The organism is Microcoleus sp. D3_18a_C4 (assembly GCF_036702415.1).
In the GTDB taxonomy this organism is placed as follows: Bacteria; Cyanobacteriota; Cyanobacteriia; order Cyanobacteriales; family Microcoleaceae; genus Microcoleus.
In genome coordinates this window covers 14,465-30,140 of the sequence record NZ_JAUBTI010000064.1, presented here as the reverse complement: position 1 = coordinate 30,140, position 15,676 = coordinate 14,465, and the positions used below count along the sequence as shown (strand labels likewise).

13 protein-coding genes are annotated in these 15,676 nt (G+C 44.8%); 1 reads left to right on the top strand and 12 read right to left on the bottom strand.

The annotated features are described in order from the left end of the window. Positions 1 to 151 precede the first annotated feature (151 nt). Positions 152 to 1,021, bottom strand: coding sequence for a lipid kinase (locus QUB16_RS22895; RefSeq protein WP_333319675.1), 870 nt, complete (start codon positions 1,019 to 1,021; stop codon positions 152 to 154). A 228-nt stretch (positions 1,022 to 1,249) separates the two neighbouring features. Between QUB16_RS22895 and QUB16_RS22890 the strand changes: the two genes are divergently transcribed. Then, the gene (locus tag QUB16_RS22890; RefSeq protein ID WP_333319673.1) at positions 1,250 to 2,572 is read left to right on the top strand and encodes a HEAT repeat domain-containing protein; all 1,323 of its coding nucleotides are present in this window, start codon (positions 1,250 to 1,252) and stop codon (positions 2,570 to 2,572) included. 132 nt (positions 2,573 to 2,704) lie between these two features. On the opposite strand, the gene QUB16_RS22885 is transcribed toward QUB16_RS22890, so the two are convergent. The 11 genes from QUB16_RS22885 to QUB16_RS22835 form a co-directional block, all read right to left on the bottom strand. Next, complete coding sequence (locus tag QUB16_RS22885) at positions 2,705 to 3,841, bottom strand: DegT/DnrJ/EryC1/StrS family aminotransferase (protein WP_333319671.1); 1,137 nt, start codon at positions 3,839 to 3,841, stop codon at positions 2,705 to 2,707. Between the two features lie 240 nt (positions 3,842 to 4,081). Then, positions 4,082 to 4,705: a sugar transferase gene (locus tag QUB16_RS22880; RefSeq protein ID WP_333319669.1), complete on the bottom strand. Its 624-nt coding sequence runs from the start codon at positions 4,703 to 4,705 to the stop codon at positions 4,082 to 4,084. 528 nt (positions 4,706 to 5,233) lie between these two features. Continuing rightward, positions 5,234 to 6,007 (bottom strand): class I SAM-dependent methyltransferase, encoded by a 774-nt coding sequence (locus QUB16_RS22875; RefSeq protein WP_333319667.1) that lies wholly within the window; start codon positions 6,005 to 6,007, stop codon positions 5,234 to 5,236. Positions 6,008 to 6,049: 42 nt separating this feature from the next. Then, entirely contained in the window at positions 6,050 to 7,123 is a 1,074-nt protein-coding gene (locus QUB16_RS22870; RefSeq protein WP_333319665.1) for a FemAB family protein, read from the bottom strand. A gap of 82 nt (positions 7,124 to 7,205) precedes the next feature. After that, complete coding sequence (locus QUB16_RS22865; RefSeq protein WP_333319663.1) at positions 7,206 to 8,153, bottom strand: NAD-dependent epimerase/dehydratase family protein; 948 nt, start codon at positions 8,151 to 8,153, stop codon at positions 7,206 to 7,208. Further along, complete coding sequence (locus tag QUB16_RS22860) at positions 8,150 to 9,301, bottom strand: glycosyltransferase (RefSeq protein ID WP_333319661.1); 1,152 nt, start codon at positions 9,299 to 9,301, stop codon at positions 8,150 to 8,152. The genes QUB16_RS22865 and QUB16_RS22860 overlap by 4 nt, the downstream gene beginning before the upstream one ends. Further along, on the bottom strand, positions 9,298 to 10,494 hold the full coding sequence (locus QUB16_RS22855) for a glycosyltransferase family 4 protein (RefSeq protein ID WP_333319659.1): 1,197 nt from the start codon (positions 10,492 to 10,494) through the stop codon (positions 9,298 to 9,300). Before QUB16_RS22855 ends, QUB16_RS22860 begins: the two co-directional genes overlap by 4 nt. A 3-nt stretch (positions 10,495 to 10,497) precedes the next feature. Next, positions 10,498 to 11,712 (bottom strand): hypothetical protein, encoded by a 1,215-nt coding sequence (locus QUB16_RS22850; protein WP_333319657.1) that lies wholly within the window; start codon positions 11,710 to 11,712, stop codon positions 10,498 to 10,500. Positions 11,713 to 11,781: 69 nt separating this feature from the next. Beyond that, a complete protein-coding gene (locus QUB16_RS22845) occupies positions 11,782 to 12,801 on the bottom strand; it encodes a hypothetical protein (protein ID WP_333319655.1) in 1,020 nt (339 codons plus the stop codon). Between the two features lie 340 nt (positions 12,802 to 13,141). After that, entirely contained in the window at positions 13,142 to 14,338 is a 1,197-nt protein-coding gene (locus QUB16_RS22840) for a glycosyltransferase family 1 protein (protein WP_333319653.1), read from the bottom strand. Continuing rightward, a complete protein-coding gene (locus tag QUB16_RS22835) occupies positions 14,286 to 15,620 on the bottom strand; it encodes an oligosaccharide flippase family protein (protein ID WP_333319652.1) in 1,335 nt (444 codons plus the stop codon). The genes QUB16_RS22840 and QUB16_RS22835 overlap by 53 nt, the downstream gene beginning before the upstream one ends. Positions 15,621 to 15,676: the final 56 nt, after the last annotated feature.

Sequence of the window (15,676 nt, the reverse complement as noted above, 5' to 3'; positions counted from 1 at the left end):
GCCTGTTCCACAAGATAATTATATATGAACAGGCAAGATGCCTGTTCCACAAGATAATTATATATGAACAGGCAAGATGCCTGTTCCACAAGATAATTATATATGAACAGGCAAGAGACTTGTTCCACAACATAATTATATTAGTTGTGAGTCATGAAGGAGCTATAACTGCTAAAGCTTGGGGAATCACTCGAAATTTTGCAGGCGTGTAAGTTGTGATTTCACCGTCAGTATTAATGGGACGGCGTTTGCTAGTATTAACCTCAAATTCTTGAGCGTACAAGGCGCGAACGTTAGGCGAACTGGTATAATTTCCTTGCCTCATAGCCGGCAGCAAACCAATGATTTCCCACCAGTGTATTGTTTCCAAACTGTACAAATCCAGTCGCCTGTCGTCGATGGTGGCATCCTCGGCAACTGTCATGCCACCTCCGTAATAGCGTCCGTTGCCAATGGCAATTTGAATAGTTTTAACCTTAAAAGATTGGTTTTTTACCTTAATTTCTGCTCGAAACGGTCGCGCTGACAAAATTGTCTGCAAAGCAGTAAAAGCATAAGCTAAGACTCCCCAGCGCTGCTTCACGTTTTTAGTCAGTCGCTGGGTAATTTCCACGCTTAGTCCCAAACTCGCAACATTAAAAAAATGTTGACCGTTAACCCAACCCAAGTCTATTAGCCGAACTTTACCGCTGGCAATTACTTGACAAGCTGCGGATAAAGCTGTAGGAATTTTAAGAGTCCGGGCTAGGTCGTTAGCAGTTCCCATCGGCAAAATACCCAAGGGTAACTTGGTGTCTATCAAACCTTCTATGGCGGCGTTGAGAGTGCCGTCGCCGCCGCCGATTATTACTAATTCGACTTGAGTTTGGTAGCGCCGAATTGTTTGGGGAATTTCGTGGGCGTGGTCAGTAGATTCTATAATTAACTCAAAACCCAGTGCTTCTAATTCTCCAGTGGCTTGAGATAATAGCTTTTGCCCTTTTCGGGAGTGCTGGTTTACTAAAAGTAGAGCTTTCTTCATTTGTTAATTTTTAATTAGGAATATTGCGTATTTTAAATGACAAAAAGTATAGCTTGATGCCTTAACTGCATGAAATTAATGCTTTACTTCCATTTTACCAGTTATGATGGATTGACAAAAATGTTAAAAAATGGATAATTGTAGCAAAAGATTGGTAAAAAGTAGCTCCCTCCCGCTCTGACCTAGCAGCAAAAAACCTCGCTTCTCGATCGCCACTAAATTAAAATCATGTCTAACTTTTTAGAACAAGCGCAAGTCGCTGCCGATCGCCAAAACTGGCCCTTGTTAGTTGAATGCTTGCAGCAAGTGACAGCCGACGGTAGCAAGCCGCAGGAACAACACATTTTAGATCAAGCTGTCAGTTTAGCAATAGAAGCCTTAGAATGGGGCGATTTTCAAGACCGTTGGGAAATTGCTAAAGTATTGCCAAATCTGGGAAATGGCGCGATCGCACCTTTAATTGCCGTGCTCGAAGACGAAGACGCAGACACCGAGCCCCGGTGGTTCGCCGCCCGCATTCTCGGAAAGTACGCGCGGCGAAGCTATCCCGTAGGGAATCGCCCGGAAGTGATTCAAGCTTTAGTAGAATTGGTCAAAAATTCCGACGAAGAATTGAGCCAAATCGCCGCCGAAACCCTAGGGAATTTCGGCCCGACAGCCATAGAATCCCTCGCAACTCTCTTGCAGCAAGAAGACTCGCGACAGTTTGCAACAGCAGCACTCGCCCAAATTCGGCGCACCGAAACCATCCCACCGCTGTTGAGCGTAGTCGGAGACTCTCAAGTTGCGGTGCGGGCATCCGCAATCGAGGCCCTGAGCAGCTTTCACGACTCCCGCATCCCGCCGGTACTGGTAGCAGCACTCAACGATCCGGCGACAGCAGTCAGAAAAGAAGCCGTGCGAGCTCTCGGTGTGCGCGCCTATTTAGATGCAGAATTAGATTTAGTTAACTTGCTCAAACCTTTGCTTTCGGACATTCGATTAGAAGTTTGTCAGCAAGCGGCGATCGCGATCGGGCGAGTGAAAACCGATGCTGCAGCGGCTGCTTTATTTGAATTGCTGCGATCGCCGATAACTCCGGTTGAATTGCAAATCGAAACTGTGCGCGCCCTAAGCTGGATGGAAACTGCAACCGCTTTAGCATATTTGCATCAGACATTAATGGCGCAATTTAATAACATAAATTCTACTGTTTGTCAAGAGATTGTCACTGTTTTAGGGCGAGTAGAAAAGCCGGAATTAAAAGCTGCTGCTGCTGAAATTCTGATTGATTTGCTGAAAACAGGTCATCCGGTCGTGCAGGAGGCAGTCAGCAAAAAATCTTTAGCTTTAGGTTTAGGAAAATTAGGAGATATGAGAGGGCTAGATGCTCTGATTTCAATGTTGGGCGACGCAGACAGCAGCGTCAGGCTGCACTGCATGGCAGCCCTCAAACAGCTAGGTGCTGCCGAGGCCAGGCAGAAATTAGAAAGCTTAGTGAAACAAGAGAGTCTCGAACCAAGATTAAAAGAGGGAATTGCGATCGCCCTGCAAGAATGGCAACAAAATTAATCAAAAGACAAAATACCTAACTCCCCAACTTCTTGAAAAATTCAGGGATATAATAATAGCGATCGCATCTTTCTTCTTCCTGCCTCCGTTACATCCGTTACAAAATCCGTTGCCGAACTTCCTTCGGCTATATTATCGATGTTCTTTGTGAATTTGGGCGATCGCACTTGCCACCCGATCTAAATCTTCATCAGTTAAATTAGAACCCGAAGGCAAACAAAGCCCGTACTCAAATAACTCTTCGGCCACGGCACCGCCCATACATTCGCAATCAGCAAATACTGGCTGTAAATGTAAAGGTTTCCAAACAGGACGCGCTTCTATTTTCTCTTGAGCAAGCCCTAGGCGAACTTGTTCTCTATCTGCACCGAAAGCGGCAGGATCGATCGTTAAACAAGTCAGCCAGCGAGTCGCGCGTCCAAAAGCAGCTTCCGGCATAAATTCAATTCCCGGCAAGTTTCCTAAAGCTTGTTTGTAAAAGTCAAAATTGCGTCGTCTAGCTTCAACTCGCTCCTCCAAAACCCGTAATTGACCGCGACCAATTCCAGCCAAAACATTGCTGAGACGGTAATTGTAGCCAATTTCTGAGTGTTGGTAATGAGGAGCGGGGTCGCGGGCTTGTGTCGCCAAAAAACGAGCTTTTTCTACCAGTTTTTGGTCATCGGAAACTAACATCCCGCCGCCGGAAGTGGTGATAATTTTATTGCCGTTGAATGAGAAAATGCCGATTTTACCGAAGCTTCCAGGCGATCTATTTTTATAGGTAGCCCCTAGAGATTCGGCTGCATCTTCTATGAGCGGAATTTCATAAGCATTGCAAGCTTCTAGAATTGGGTCGAGATCGCAACTTTGACCGTAGAGGTGTACGATTACAACAGCTTTGGGTAATTTACCAATTTTTGCTCGGTTGTCAAGTGCTTCTCGGAACAAATCGGGGTTGAGATTCCAAGAAGTGCGATCGCTATCAATAAAAACTGGTTTGGCGCCAAGATAAGTAATTGGGCTAGCAGTTGCAATAAAAGTCAGAGTCGAGCAAAAAACCTCATCTCCCGAACCGACACCAATTAATTTTAGAGCCAAATGCAAAGCTGCGGTTCCGGAACTAACAGCCGCTGCGTGTTTAGCGCCAACTATTTCGCAGAATTCTTGCTCGAAAGCGTCTACATGGGGGCCAACGGGGGCGATCCAGTTAGTATCAAAGGCTTCTTTGACGAACTCTTGTTCGAGGGAACCCATGTGAGGTGTTGAAAGGAGAATTTGTTTTGTCATTTGATCTTCAGTTGGGAGAACGATAGGCAGGAAAAAAGTTGGACTTGAGGAGTTATTCAGGCTGAATGTTTAAAAAATTGACCCGCCCTCCCACTAAATAATTATATTTTTCTTTGTGTCGTTTTAGTTTCTTCTAGATTGAGCAATCAGAGAAGCCAGGGGATTTAACCCCTGGCTCATAGCTTAAGTCTTTTTTAGAGGACTCTCAAAAATCTTTAGTCTGTTTTAATAAACGAACCGCTACCGGATCTCACTGTTAGTTTTGGAATCGTCAAGCACACCTGTGAATTCTGGGGCTGTAGCATAGCCTTCTTGGTTAATTCCGTCTCTTTTCAAGACTTTCAATACTGTCAGAAACAGAATTTTTAAGTCAAACCACAAACTCCAATTATCGACATAGCAAACATCAAGTTTGAATTTAGCATCCCAGCTAATAGTATTGCGACCATTGACTTGAGCCCAACCAGTAATTCCAGGCATAACTTCGTGGCGGCGTGCTTGTTCTGGAGTATAGCGATCGAGGTATCTGACGAGTAAAGGACGAGGCCCGACAAAACTCATGTCACCTTTGAGAACGTTCCAGAGTTGAGGGAGTTCGTCCACACTGGTTTTGCGAAAAAATTGACCGAGGGGTATGAGACGCTGTTCGTCGGGTAGCAAATTGCCATCAGCATCGCAATCGCTGGTCATCGTGCGAAACTTGTAGAAATTGAAAACGCGACCGTTTTTACCGGGGCGGGGTTGGCAGAAAAAGATTGGCCCGCCCATGCGGATGTAAATGGCGATCGCCACCATTAATATTACGGGAGAGAAAACCAAAAGGGCGATCGCTGCACATAATCTATCTAATACCCACTTAACCAATTGGCTGAATTTTTTGGGATTTACTAGTTTATTAAGTTGCGATATTTGTGAGTTTGATTTGATCGGTAGTAATTCGTAAATACTCATGATTCTACACTCCAACAGCAATTTACTGTACTTCCCTGATTTTGGCAGGCTCCGGGTTTATACGATAATGAATTCTGTCAAATTTACAGAAACTTTAAATAACTTCGGTGTTTGATGAAGCTTTTATGAACCTATGGTTGGGACGATCGCTGACTTTTACATAAAATTTAAAAAACGTCGCTGTTTTATGAATTTTTTGTAACATTTTGAGGATGGGGACGCTCACTGACTTTTCAAAAAAACGTTAATTATGGTTGCATACCTAGTTCTACAGTCAAAAGAATATCGGGCCGCGATCGGGCGGACTGCACGCTTAACGAGGTATGATTGAGCGTTGTGCGATCGTTTACCAGTGTCCAATCTGTAATATTATGTCCGGCTAATCCACCCTGACACGCTCGCGATCGTAGTTGTTCATAAAGTTACTCACTTTACTAGAATTTACTTCTTGCAAACAAAGTAAAGCATCCCTGCAATTAATTCATGTTTCAAGGATTCTATGTCATCACACATCTTACCTTTGCCAATTTGATAACTAGAACCAACGGAAACTATTTTAAACCCGACTTTTGTCAAGATTTGGTCAGCCTCTTGTACTTTATACCGATATGGGTAAGGCCCGCGATCGAGTAGCGCCAAAAAGTTATATTTTTCGCCCCGCTTAAGCCAAGGGATATATTCAATTGAGCGATTCGAGCCAGATAACCTCCTCAACATACTTAAATATGCTAAATAAAATACAAACGGACTTTTGATTCTCGATTCAAAACTTAAAAATGAGAAGACTGCTGTCCTCCCCTTTTTGAGAAGCCGATAAGCCTCTGTCAAAGCTTTTAATCTTTTTTCCTCTTCCTCTATAAAACACACAATTTGCGGCCAGTAAATTATCGGATCGACACCGGCATTTTCGTAAGTTAAATCAGTTGCATCCTGCACTTCAAAAGAGATAATCTGACTTCGATCTCTCTGCTTTGCTTGTTCGATAAATTCAGGCACATAATCATAGCCGTAAAGCTTTTGAAAACCTAAATCTTTCATTTCCCACAGAATTCTTCCCGCTGCAGTGCCAGCTTCAACTGTTTTTTCATTTTTCTTCAAATACTTGACAATTAGATACTTTTCGTCTTCGGTGAGAGTTTTTTTTATCTTCCCAAAGATCAAATTCGACTGTACTGTAAACTTCTTTGTTGTGGATGAGTGACATATACTTTTCAATTCCTATTCAAAAATCTTGCCCACTCTCAATTTTATTTAACTTTATTTTGTGCAGCGATAAGCAGGGAAAAATTTTGTCCTCAGTAGTTCTTCAACCTCCGCATTTAAAGACTTTGCCTGCAATTCAACCAGATGGCGATATTTTTCTTCATCTATAATTAAGCGCAGCGTCAGAAAGGTGTGCGTCTGCTTAGAAAAACCTGCTTTAAAAAGATATAGACTATCCTGGCCACCTCCAAAACCACCCCCCAAGTGCAAAACTTCATTGCCGCGTTCTTTAGCCCAAAATCGAATATAATCCAACATCAACTTGCTGGGTGCTTGTTTAATAAATTCGTTTCTGGTTCCTCCCAAGTGATATTGAATTATGCCACAACACTCGGTAAATATCCCAGAACAAGTAATTTTATCCTCTAATTCTACTATACACAAGTGGACTTTTTCACCGAGTTTAGAGAAATGCGAAAAGTATTCATCATCAAAATAGTACGATCGCCCAGCCCCTAACCGATCCATTGTTTCATAGTAAATTGAAATAAACTCGCCGATCGACTCCTGAAAAGGAACCATTCTTGCTGTCATCCCAGAGCGCTTTAACTTATTAATACTGGTGCGGTGATCCCGTCGAGTTTGACTCCATATTTCGGCTTCGGAGAGTTTTAAATTAACAGATACAGTTTCTCCATTAACGTTGCAAATATCGGGAGATAAAAAATCATTGAAGCCGCTGTTAAGTATCGGATGCAGCCGAAAAAATGCCGAACAGACTTTCTTGGCACGCAATGTAGAGATTAGCTGATTGATTGCTAAATCTAAAAACTCTTTCGTACTAGCGGCCTTATCACTCAATAGAATTCCCGGATAACCATAAGGGGAGACTACATCAAAAACTTCTTGTGTTGTTAAGCTTTGGTCAAATATGTTATCACACCGACGCAACAAATAAGGCAGAAAAAATATTTTGTCATCTTCTGCTATCAAAATAGCTTCTGCTACGGCGTTGTACCTAACAGACTCTAAATATAGATACTCAGGCAAATGATAAATATCGTGGCGAAGGTTTTCCAGAGTCTCTAACCACAAAGAGTCTGATAAATTAATTACTCGAATCTTCATTTTTTTCTCTACTAAACAATAAATTTCCTGTCGGGTACAATCCCTGCCGATAGCTGCATCCGTCAAGTAGGTTAAGTACGCCCTAACTATACAAAGACTGCACCCATTCCCATTCTTGCTTCAACCCTTCCCTCAAAGAAACCTGTGCCTGATATCCCAATATTTTCTGAGATTTGGATACGTCAGCGCTAGTATCCCTGGCATCTCCTTTGCTCGATTCTAGGTAATTGATGCGAATCGGGCGATCGACAATGTTTTCCATTGTGTGAATAACTTCTGCTAAAGCAACTCGACTTCCCCCTCCTATATTGAAAATTTCGCCCACAGATTCTGGAACTTTAGCAGCAGCTAAATTAGCAGCAATGCAATCGCTGATAAAGGTGAAGTCTCGGGTTTGCTGTCCGTTTCCGTAAATTGAAATCGCTTCGCCGCGCAAAATTGACTTAAAAAATATGTGGAATGCCATATCGGGACGCTGGCGAGGCCCGTAAACGGTGAAATAGCGCAACATGGTTGCCGGAACGCCGAAATTGTGATAATAAAGCGTACACAAACGTTCAGCAGCTAACTTAGTAATTCCGTAGGGAGAAACAGGTTGAGGACAGGCAGTTTCGCTGGTAGGGAAAGTTTCAGCATTGCCGTACACCGACGAAGAAGAAGCTAATACAAACTTTTTCAGTTGTGGTGCATCTTTTGCTGCTTCTAAGAGTACCTGAGTTGCATTGATATTGCGATCGGTGTAGCTGCGGAAACCCTCTCCCCAACTAGCGCGGACGCCGGCTTGCGCGGCTTGGTGATAAATGACTTCTGTATTGGCTAAGAGCGATCGCCAATCCAAAGATAAAATATTGTCCTCGATCAGTTGAAAATTTGGATGTTTTGCAAAATGAGCGAGATTTTTTCTCTTCATTTCGGGATCGTAATAATCGTTGACTTCATCAATACCGATAACTTTCTCACCTTGCTTTAACAGAGTTTCTACTAAGTGAGAGCCGATAAAACCTGCCGCGCCTGTAACGATATTACTCATTGGTTAATTGTTAATTGTTGATTGTTGATTTCAGCGTACAAAGCCTCGTATTGCTTCAGGATGTTCTGAAGTTCGTAAGCAAGTATGCTTTTCCTACCGCGCTGTGCCATTTCGCGAGCTGCTTGAGGATGATCCAGCACCCAAGCTATAGCCTGAGCCAACCCGTCGATATCTCCCAACTTGACAAGAAGACCGCAACCTCCTTCCAGCAAGTCGCGAGTGCCACGAATATCTGTACCGATCGCCGGAACTTCCAGACACAGCGACTCCATGACACAATTGGGAAGCCCCTCTTGCTCAGAAGCCAGCACTGTTGCTGCTGAGGCCCGCATCAACACAGGAATGTCCCGACGAAACCCCAAAAAATGCACCTTATTTTCCACTCCTAGCTGAGAGGCCAACTGCTGCATCTCCTTGATTTGTCCCTGGCCAGCAAAGGCTAAGTGTGCCTCTGGTCTTCCCAAACGAGCGAAAGCCTTTAAAACGTCGTGGGGGCGCTTCCGGGGAATCAACTCAGCAACAGACAAAAACAGCGACGTATCCGGTGATATTCCCAATTCTTGGCGCACTCGCAGGATTTCTGCTTCAGGAATCTCCAAGGGGTTGTAGCGATCGACATTCAACCCAGTTCCCGGTATATAACGGACTCGTTCAGGGGGAACCAGCCAGCGTTTGGCCGCTTCCTCATCCTCGCGGTTCACGACAACTAGGCAATCAGTCCAAGGCCCCGCAAGCTTTTCTAGCCCCTGAAAAATCGCATTTTTGAGCGGTGAACCTCCTTTGTAGAAGTGAAAACCTTGAGCAGTATAGATCACCTTGAGTTTTCCCTGCTTTCTCAAATCATTGAGAACATAACGACTGATAAAGGCCCCCACGGGGGTGGAAACATTTACCAGGTTATAGGCCTGCTGTGCTAACACTTCTCGGATTTGTGGCGGCGCAACCAGCAGATTTTGGGGCGCGGTGGGGTTTCGGGACCAGTTGATTTCCCAGGTGCGATCGAAGGCCTGCAAGCATTCTGGACAAGTCGAAACTCCTTTGGCCATCCCGTCTACCTCCCAACCGATCTCGCGCAAGTGGCGAGCAATGGGTGCGAAAAAAGCGCGGAGAGTTGGTGCGATCGTCGTTACTATCAATAGTTTGTTCATCTTGTTTCCCTCAACCACTTTTCCGTCATCTCTCGCACGTAGCGGTAAAATTGATTCCGCCGTTCCTGTAGCACTTCATCTCGATAGTCTTTGGCTTTCTCCAGGTTGCAGGCCGACATCCGACTCATGCGTTCTGGATTAGTCACCACTTCGCGAATTTTATTAGCCAAAGCAGTCGCATCACCGGGCGGTACCATATCTTCCGGCGGCAGCAGTTCGGGAATGCCACCTACCGTAGAGCCGATGCACGGGAGCGATCGGGCCATCGCCTCAATCATTGCCCTCGGTAAACCTTCCTGGCGGGAAGGCAAAATGAAAATATCAGCTCGATCTAACTCGGCGCGTACAGCATCGCCAGCGCTCAATTGGCCAAGGAAACAAACCCGATCTGCTATACCGCAGGCCTGCGATCGCGCCTCCAATTCTGAGCGATATTTGCCATCTCCTATCAAAACCAACTTCAGGTTTAATCCCGACTGCACGCAGGTAGCTACAGCATCAATCAGGACATCTGGGGCTTTATAGAGTTGAGCCAGCGTGCCGACACTAACCAGGGTGAACGTTTGCTTGCGGCGATCGTCACAGCGGGGCGCTGCAGCAAAAGCTGAATTCGGCAATTCAACGCTGGAATAGTGGGTGGAAAACGCCCCAGGCCCAGGAGGGTATCGGCATTGCAGGGCACCTTCTGTGACGTAGGCAGCAGAAAGTGCCCCAGCGCATTGATGCCTCAACCCGCGCGGGAACCACCAGCGAAAGAACGGGCGCAAGGGATGTTTAACGGCACCGGGTGCGAAGACATCATAGGGGTCGGCTACTACTTCTACAGCATACGGATGATTTGTCTGACTTAACATGGGTTGGATGCAAGTAGCAATCTGGGAACTCACCCGCAGAATCACGGCATCGTTGGGTGCAACTGCATTTCTTGCCGCACGCTGGACTTGCGGTGCTTTCTGGAGGTACTGCCAAGGGCCGAGGTAGTATGGTATGGCTGCGAAGGAAACCCCTTCGCCGTCTGCGCGTTTCCAGTCGCCAGAAACAGAAGGTACTTCTCGAACCCGCGCTACCACGCGCACGTGATCGAAAACTTCCAAGTAACGCATCCAGAAGGAATGTGGAAACGCTACCTGCGTCCAAACTTTTCCGTCGGGCGTGCGATCGAATCGATGTTCAAGAGCGACAACAACATTCATGAATTAGTTTCTCAGACTATAAACGCGAACATCTAAGGGATTTAGCGAACCTGTGAGTTGACCGTTTTTAACGCTCATACCAGAAGCGCGATCGGGAAAAATCTGTCGTGCTTCTCTGACATTTTCTGGAAGTGTTATTGCCACTTCTCCAATGCGATCGTATGAGGTATTGATGACCACAGCTAAAGTTTGATTTTGATACAACCAAATTCCAGCCAAGAGGTTTTTTACCCCCGTCTCAATATTTTTCAAATCACCGTCTAGCAAGAACGAGCTAATTGCTTGCATTTCTGGTACTAAAGATTTGATTCCCAACCATAACTCGGGATGTTCTGGCAAACTCCACTGCCGATCGTAATAAGTATAGTAAATAATTCCTTTGGCACCAGCCAAAATTGCCTGATATGTCATGTTACGAATTTCATCAAAAGTTGGTACTTTCGCCCCTGCATAATACCATCTAAATGACTGCACGTTTCCAATAATTAAGCGATTTTTTGGGGCGGCATCGCGAGCAATAGAAATCATATGTTTAACCCAATTTAAGGAAAGATTTTCTCCAACAGGATAAGCTTGAACGCCAATTGCATCCGCCGTATTGATAAAATTAGCAATTTTCTTTTCTTTGCTACCGCTAATATAGGTTATGTGAGCGGGATCAGCCATCTTAAATTTACAATGTAAATCTAAAATCTGATGGGGCGTAAATCCATCCTTATTACTATCGACATCATCAGCAATACTCCAGCCCCAAATCACTGGTTTATTTTTAAATTTATTGACTACTTCAATGGGATTAACCCTTGGGATTAACTCAAATTCAGTCAAAACGTAAATACCGCTGCGCTCAGCCTCATTGAGAAATTTTTCATATTCTTCAAATTTTTCATTGGTTTTGAAAGAAGGGTGAATTATATTAAATCCGGCGGCTGCAATTTCCCGCATATGATTGATGCGAACTTCTGCCGTAGATGACGAGGAAACGTGATAAAAACCAAAGGGGAAAAATGGTTTACCGTTAACCATAGCAGTACCGTCCGCACGAACTTCTACTCTAGGATTTGTATTGGCAATAACGGGGACTTCATCCGCACATAATAAGCTGATATTAGCACTACTGCATGAGCTGAAATAAAAAACAACTGAAATCAACAAAACCGATAATACCATAATTGCTTTGCCAGGAGACTTATTAGTTGTTGTTTTTTTGCTACTCATTGGTTAAGTTCGTTTGCGAGCGTCTTGCTACCTGTTTAACGTCTGTAATATCTATCTTGCCAACTGCGATCACTCATGGGGAGGAATAGTATTTTGTGTCTGACAGGGACTAGCACCTGAACTCAAGGCTAAAGCACCGAATAGGAAAATCCACCACAGACAACTGAGTATGTGTAGCCTAAAAATGAAAAAATTCATAAATACTGAAAATACTGAGGCAACCATGCCACAGGCAAAAATTGGAAAGACCAATTTTCTTGAATCCCGAAGCAGGAGACGGGCATAAACAGTCAACAAGAAGACAAAATATAGGAAACCCACCATTCCTAGCTCGACAATTAGTAGCAAAAAAGTTGAGTGAGGGTGATATAAAATCGGTCCGAAGGAAGTTCGTATTATTTTGAAAGTTCGACCTCCATCTACATCTGAACCATCCTCAATATCTAGAATATACCAATCCCAATAAGAGCCATAACCTGAACCCAAAATATTCAAGTCGTTAGTCCGATTACCTATAATCTTAAAAGAGGTTGAGTATGTATCTGAACGAGATGAGTCTTCTAAGGATTGCAAGCGATTGCCACTATTTGATGTCGCCAAAACTATTAGCCCTGCTATCATTACGAAAACAATCACTCCCAGAGCAGCAAGAGCCGCAATCTTCTTATTTTTATTAAACAAGATTATCAAACCAAGAAATAAGCCAAGAATTACCAGTGCGCCCCGCGATCCCATACCGATCAGAGTCAGCATTAAAACAAAAATAATGGCAAGCTTAAATAAACGTTGAGTAGGAGTTTGAATGATATCTTGAATCGCAAAGGCCAAAGCTGGTATTAGCGCAAAATATCCATCATCTGACCCAAACAGCGGGCCTTGTACTCGCACCGTCGTATCGTTAATGAGCGCGCTTCTTACACCAGCCAATTGGAAGGATGATAAAGATGTGGCTGTGTATAACAGCCCCACCGCACCTAGACAAACTGTAAGTCGCCAGAGAAATGATCGTACAGATGCCACTGGTCTTTTGGCGATCGCATTATAGCCCAGCAAAAAGCTGGATGCTGTCAATATCAGGGTACAAATCATTCCCTTAGCGTCGCGCGGGTCCATTCGGCTATCTTGAAGGGATAGTGTAGCGTAAAATATCAGGCTAACTGTCAAAATCGGCAAGTGATAATGCCAAGGTTCGAGGAAGGCGGTGATTAGGTGTTCCCGTCGGGGCATAGTGGTACTTGACGGTTTATTCCTCCTTGGCCACAGCAAAAATATGCAAGCGACTGCCACAAGAAGTATGTCTTTGCCGTTAACAGGTATCGATTCAATTTCAAACCACGGAGTTTTGGTCGATGGTATCACCGTCCAATAGAAAAAGCTAAACCAGAACAGCACGTCTAACATAAAAGAAAATTAGGAGAAATGACTAACGCTAGCAGCTAGGAAAGTTAGCCTGATACACTTTTGTTAGCTCTTTTACACTCATCTCAATACTGAAAGAACTCTTTTCTAAAACCGCTAGGGTATTCGATTGGGTAATGGCTGATGTATCGGCTCGTGCTGACAAAACTTCCTCTGCCCAATCAGATGCCGAGCGCGACAAGGAAATTCGCCGCACCAGAGGCTTGACAATATCGACTTCCTCCGTAATGACATCGGAGAAAATACAGGGAAGTCCAGCAGCCTGTGCTTCGAGCAATACTAAAGGCAACCCTTCATGAAAGGATGGCAAAAGGAATACATCCATAGCACCTAGCATTAAGTGGGGTACGTCGGGTCGGAGACCTGCGAAAATAATAACGTCTGTCAAACCAAGCTGAATAACTTTTTGTTCTATTTCTGGGCGCAACGAACCATCTCCTATCAGTAATAGGCGCATTTTTGGTTCTCGTTTGGCAACTTCCGCCACAATTTCCAAGAGAAACAGATGGTTCTTTTGTTCTATAAATCTGCCTACGTGACCGATCGCAAAAGCATCCGCAGGTAAACCCAATTCAGTCCGAATAGCAACCGAATTGACAGGAGACTGGAACGGAGTTAGATCGATGCCATAGTAAAGAATTTGCCTGCGCGGATCGGTTGACCATGCTGAACCGAATAGAGACCCCGCTGCCTTGTAGCTAACTCCTAAACCAACTGTTGCATAGCGATCTACACACCATTCTGTTAAAGCGAGATACAAACGCCGATACCATCCTGCTTTTGCCTGAACCGAGGAGGTATCGTTATGGCTTTGGGCAATGCGTACACCTATGCCTGCTTGTTTTGCTAACCAAAGAACGTAACCGCTGAAGTGGTGAACGTGGCTGTGAACAATATCATAGGGCCCGTATTCGCGTAGAATTCGTTTAAAGTTGCGAGCGTACAGCCAAGGTTTTTCAGGATTGAGGCAGGGGATAATCTTGCTACCAAGAACACGCACTTCGTCGTCGTAAGGACAGGGTTTCTCAGTGTGAACTAGAAAGTCCATCTGAAAGCGATCGCGATCGATATTTCGCAAAACGTGCATCAGCCAAGTTTCCACTCCGCCACGATTCATACCGCCAACAACATGAAGAATGCGGATCGGACGCTGTTTAGTCGATATTTGATTTGGTTCCTTGATATTTGTTGAGTCGGTATAGTGCATGAATAATAACTCCGAAACTAAAAACTGCTTGAACGATCGCCCCAACGATCAGCGCGATCGCCGCCCCTAGGACTCCCTGTGTCGGAATTAACCAGAAACAAGCGATCGCAGAACTCCCCGTTACCAAAACAAACAAAGGCATTTGCACCCGAAAGTATCTAGCTGCCGTCATCCCGTAACCCAAAAAGGAAGAAACGTAACCCATACCCGCAGCCACCATCAGCCACGCGAACAAATCAGCCCGCTCAGCATACTCCGGTTTATAGAGTAAAGTTAGGATTTCCGGGCCGGCAACAACAGCGACAAAAACGCCTCCCGCACCTAACATCAAGCCAACCCCCACCAGCTTCAGCAAAAGTCTGCGAAAAGCAGTGCTATTTCCCGCCGCATAATATTTTGCCAGCCGCGGACTTGCAGACTCCGCAAGCGCACTCACTACCATCTGCCCAACCACCATCAGGTAAGACATTGCAGCGAAAATCCCCAGTTCCCGTTCGCCCAAATACCGCTCGATAAAATAGCGAGGAATATTAGTATTTAGCGAAATCAACATCATCACAAAACCTAGGGGTAAAGCCAGCCAAACTAACTTTGCCAAAGTTTTTCCGTCCCAGCGCGGGTACAAGGGATTTTGGCTTTTTGCAGGTTCAGCATCGGCAACTAATAAATTTTCTTCCTCTCTCCCGTGCGAGGAATTCTTTAAAATTAATCTACCATTGCGAAGATCCCAGCCGAAGAGAACTAAACCCCACGCAACTGCTAATCCGATCGCTCCCCCTAAAACACTCTCAGTCAGGGAAACTCCGATGCTTAAAAGTAATAACGACAAAGGCCCTTTAATCATCAGGGCGATGGCAATCCTATCCATCCGTTCGTGCTGTTGAATCAATCCGTAAAACACGTCGCTGATCGACTCGAAGGATTTCGCCAGTGCGATAGTCAAAATCACCAAGGATGTCTCCCCTCGGTATCCAGCTTTGAGCGTAATGCCCGCAATTATCAATAGTGCTAACCCAGTTCCAATTAACCTCAGACCCAGATAATCACTAAAAACATAGTCCCCTTTCGCATCCGTCGCTTGGATACCTCGCAGTTGCAGATTAGTAAACATCACCACAGGCGCTGTCACTGCCAATCCCAAGGTAAATTGACCCACCATTTCAGGACTGCCCAATTTAGCAAGCACCACCAACATCCCCCACTGGGAAGCCGCATAAATGAGGTTGCCAGTGAAAGTCCAGGAAAAATTACGGCGTAATGTTAGTGGTTTCAACTGTTGCATTAGTAACTAATTACCTGCTTGCTAATTTGTGAGTTCCCAATCGTGTATTTCCCCTT

Excerpts from the sequence above, each read along its gene's own strand:
- QUB16_RS22890 (WP_333319673.1), top strand. The coding sequence starts at position 1,250 with ATGTCTAACTTTTTAGAACAAGCGCAAGTCGCTGCCGATCGCCAAAAC.
- QUB16_RS22895 (WP_333319675.1), bottom strand. The coding sequence starts at position 1,021 with ATGAAGAAAGCTCTACTTTTAGTAAACCAGCACTCCCGAAAAGGGCAA.
- QUB16_RS22835 (WP_333319652.1), bottom strand. The coding sequence starts at position 15,620 with ATGCAACAGTTGAAACCACTAACATTACGCCGTAATTTTTCCTGGACT.
- QUB16_RS22860 (WP_333319661.1), bottom strand. The coding sequence starts at position 9,301 with ATGAACAAACTATTGATAGTAACGACGATCGCACCAACTCTCCGCGCT.
- QUB16_RS22845 (WP_333319655.1), bottom strand. The coding sequence starts at position 12,801 with ATGATTTGTACCCTGATATTGACAGCATCCAGCTTTTTGCTGGGCTAT.
- QUB16_RS22840 (WP_333319653.1), bottom strand. The coding sequence starts at position 14,338 with ATGCACTATACCGACTCAACAAATATCAAGGAACCAAATCAAATATCG.
- QUB16_RS22870 (WP_333319665.1), bottom strand. The coding sequence starts at position 7,123 with ATGAAGATTCGAGTAATTAATTTATCAGACTCTTTGTGGTTAGAGACT.
- QUB16_RS22850 (WP_333319657.1), bottom strand. The coding sequence starts at position 11,712 with ATGAGTAGCAAAAAAACAACAACTAATAAGTCTCCTGGCAAAGCAATT.
- QUB16_RS22885 (WP_333319671.1), bottom strand. The coding sequence starts at position 3,841 with ATGACAAAACAAATTCTCCTTTCAACACCTCACATGGGTTCCCTCGAA.
- QUB16_RS22855 (WP_333319659.1), bottom strand. The coding sequence starts at position 10,494 with ATGAATGTTGTTGTCGCTCTTGAACATCGATTCGATCGCACGCCCGAC.
- QUB16_RS22865 (WP_333319663.1), bottom strand. The coding sequence starts at position 8,153 with ATGAGTAATATCGTTACAGGCGCGGCAGGTTTTATCGGCTCTCACTTA.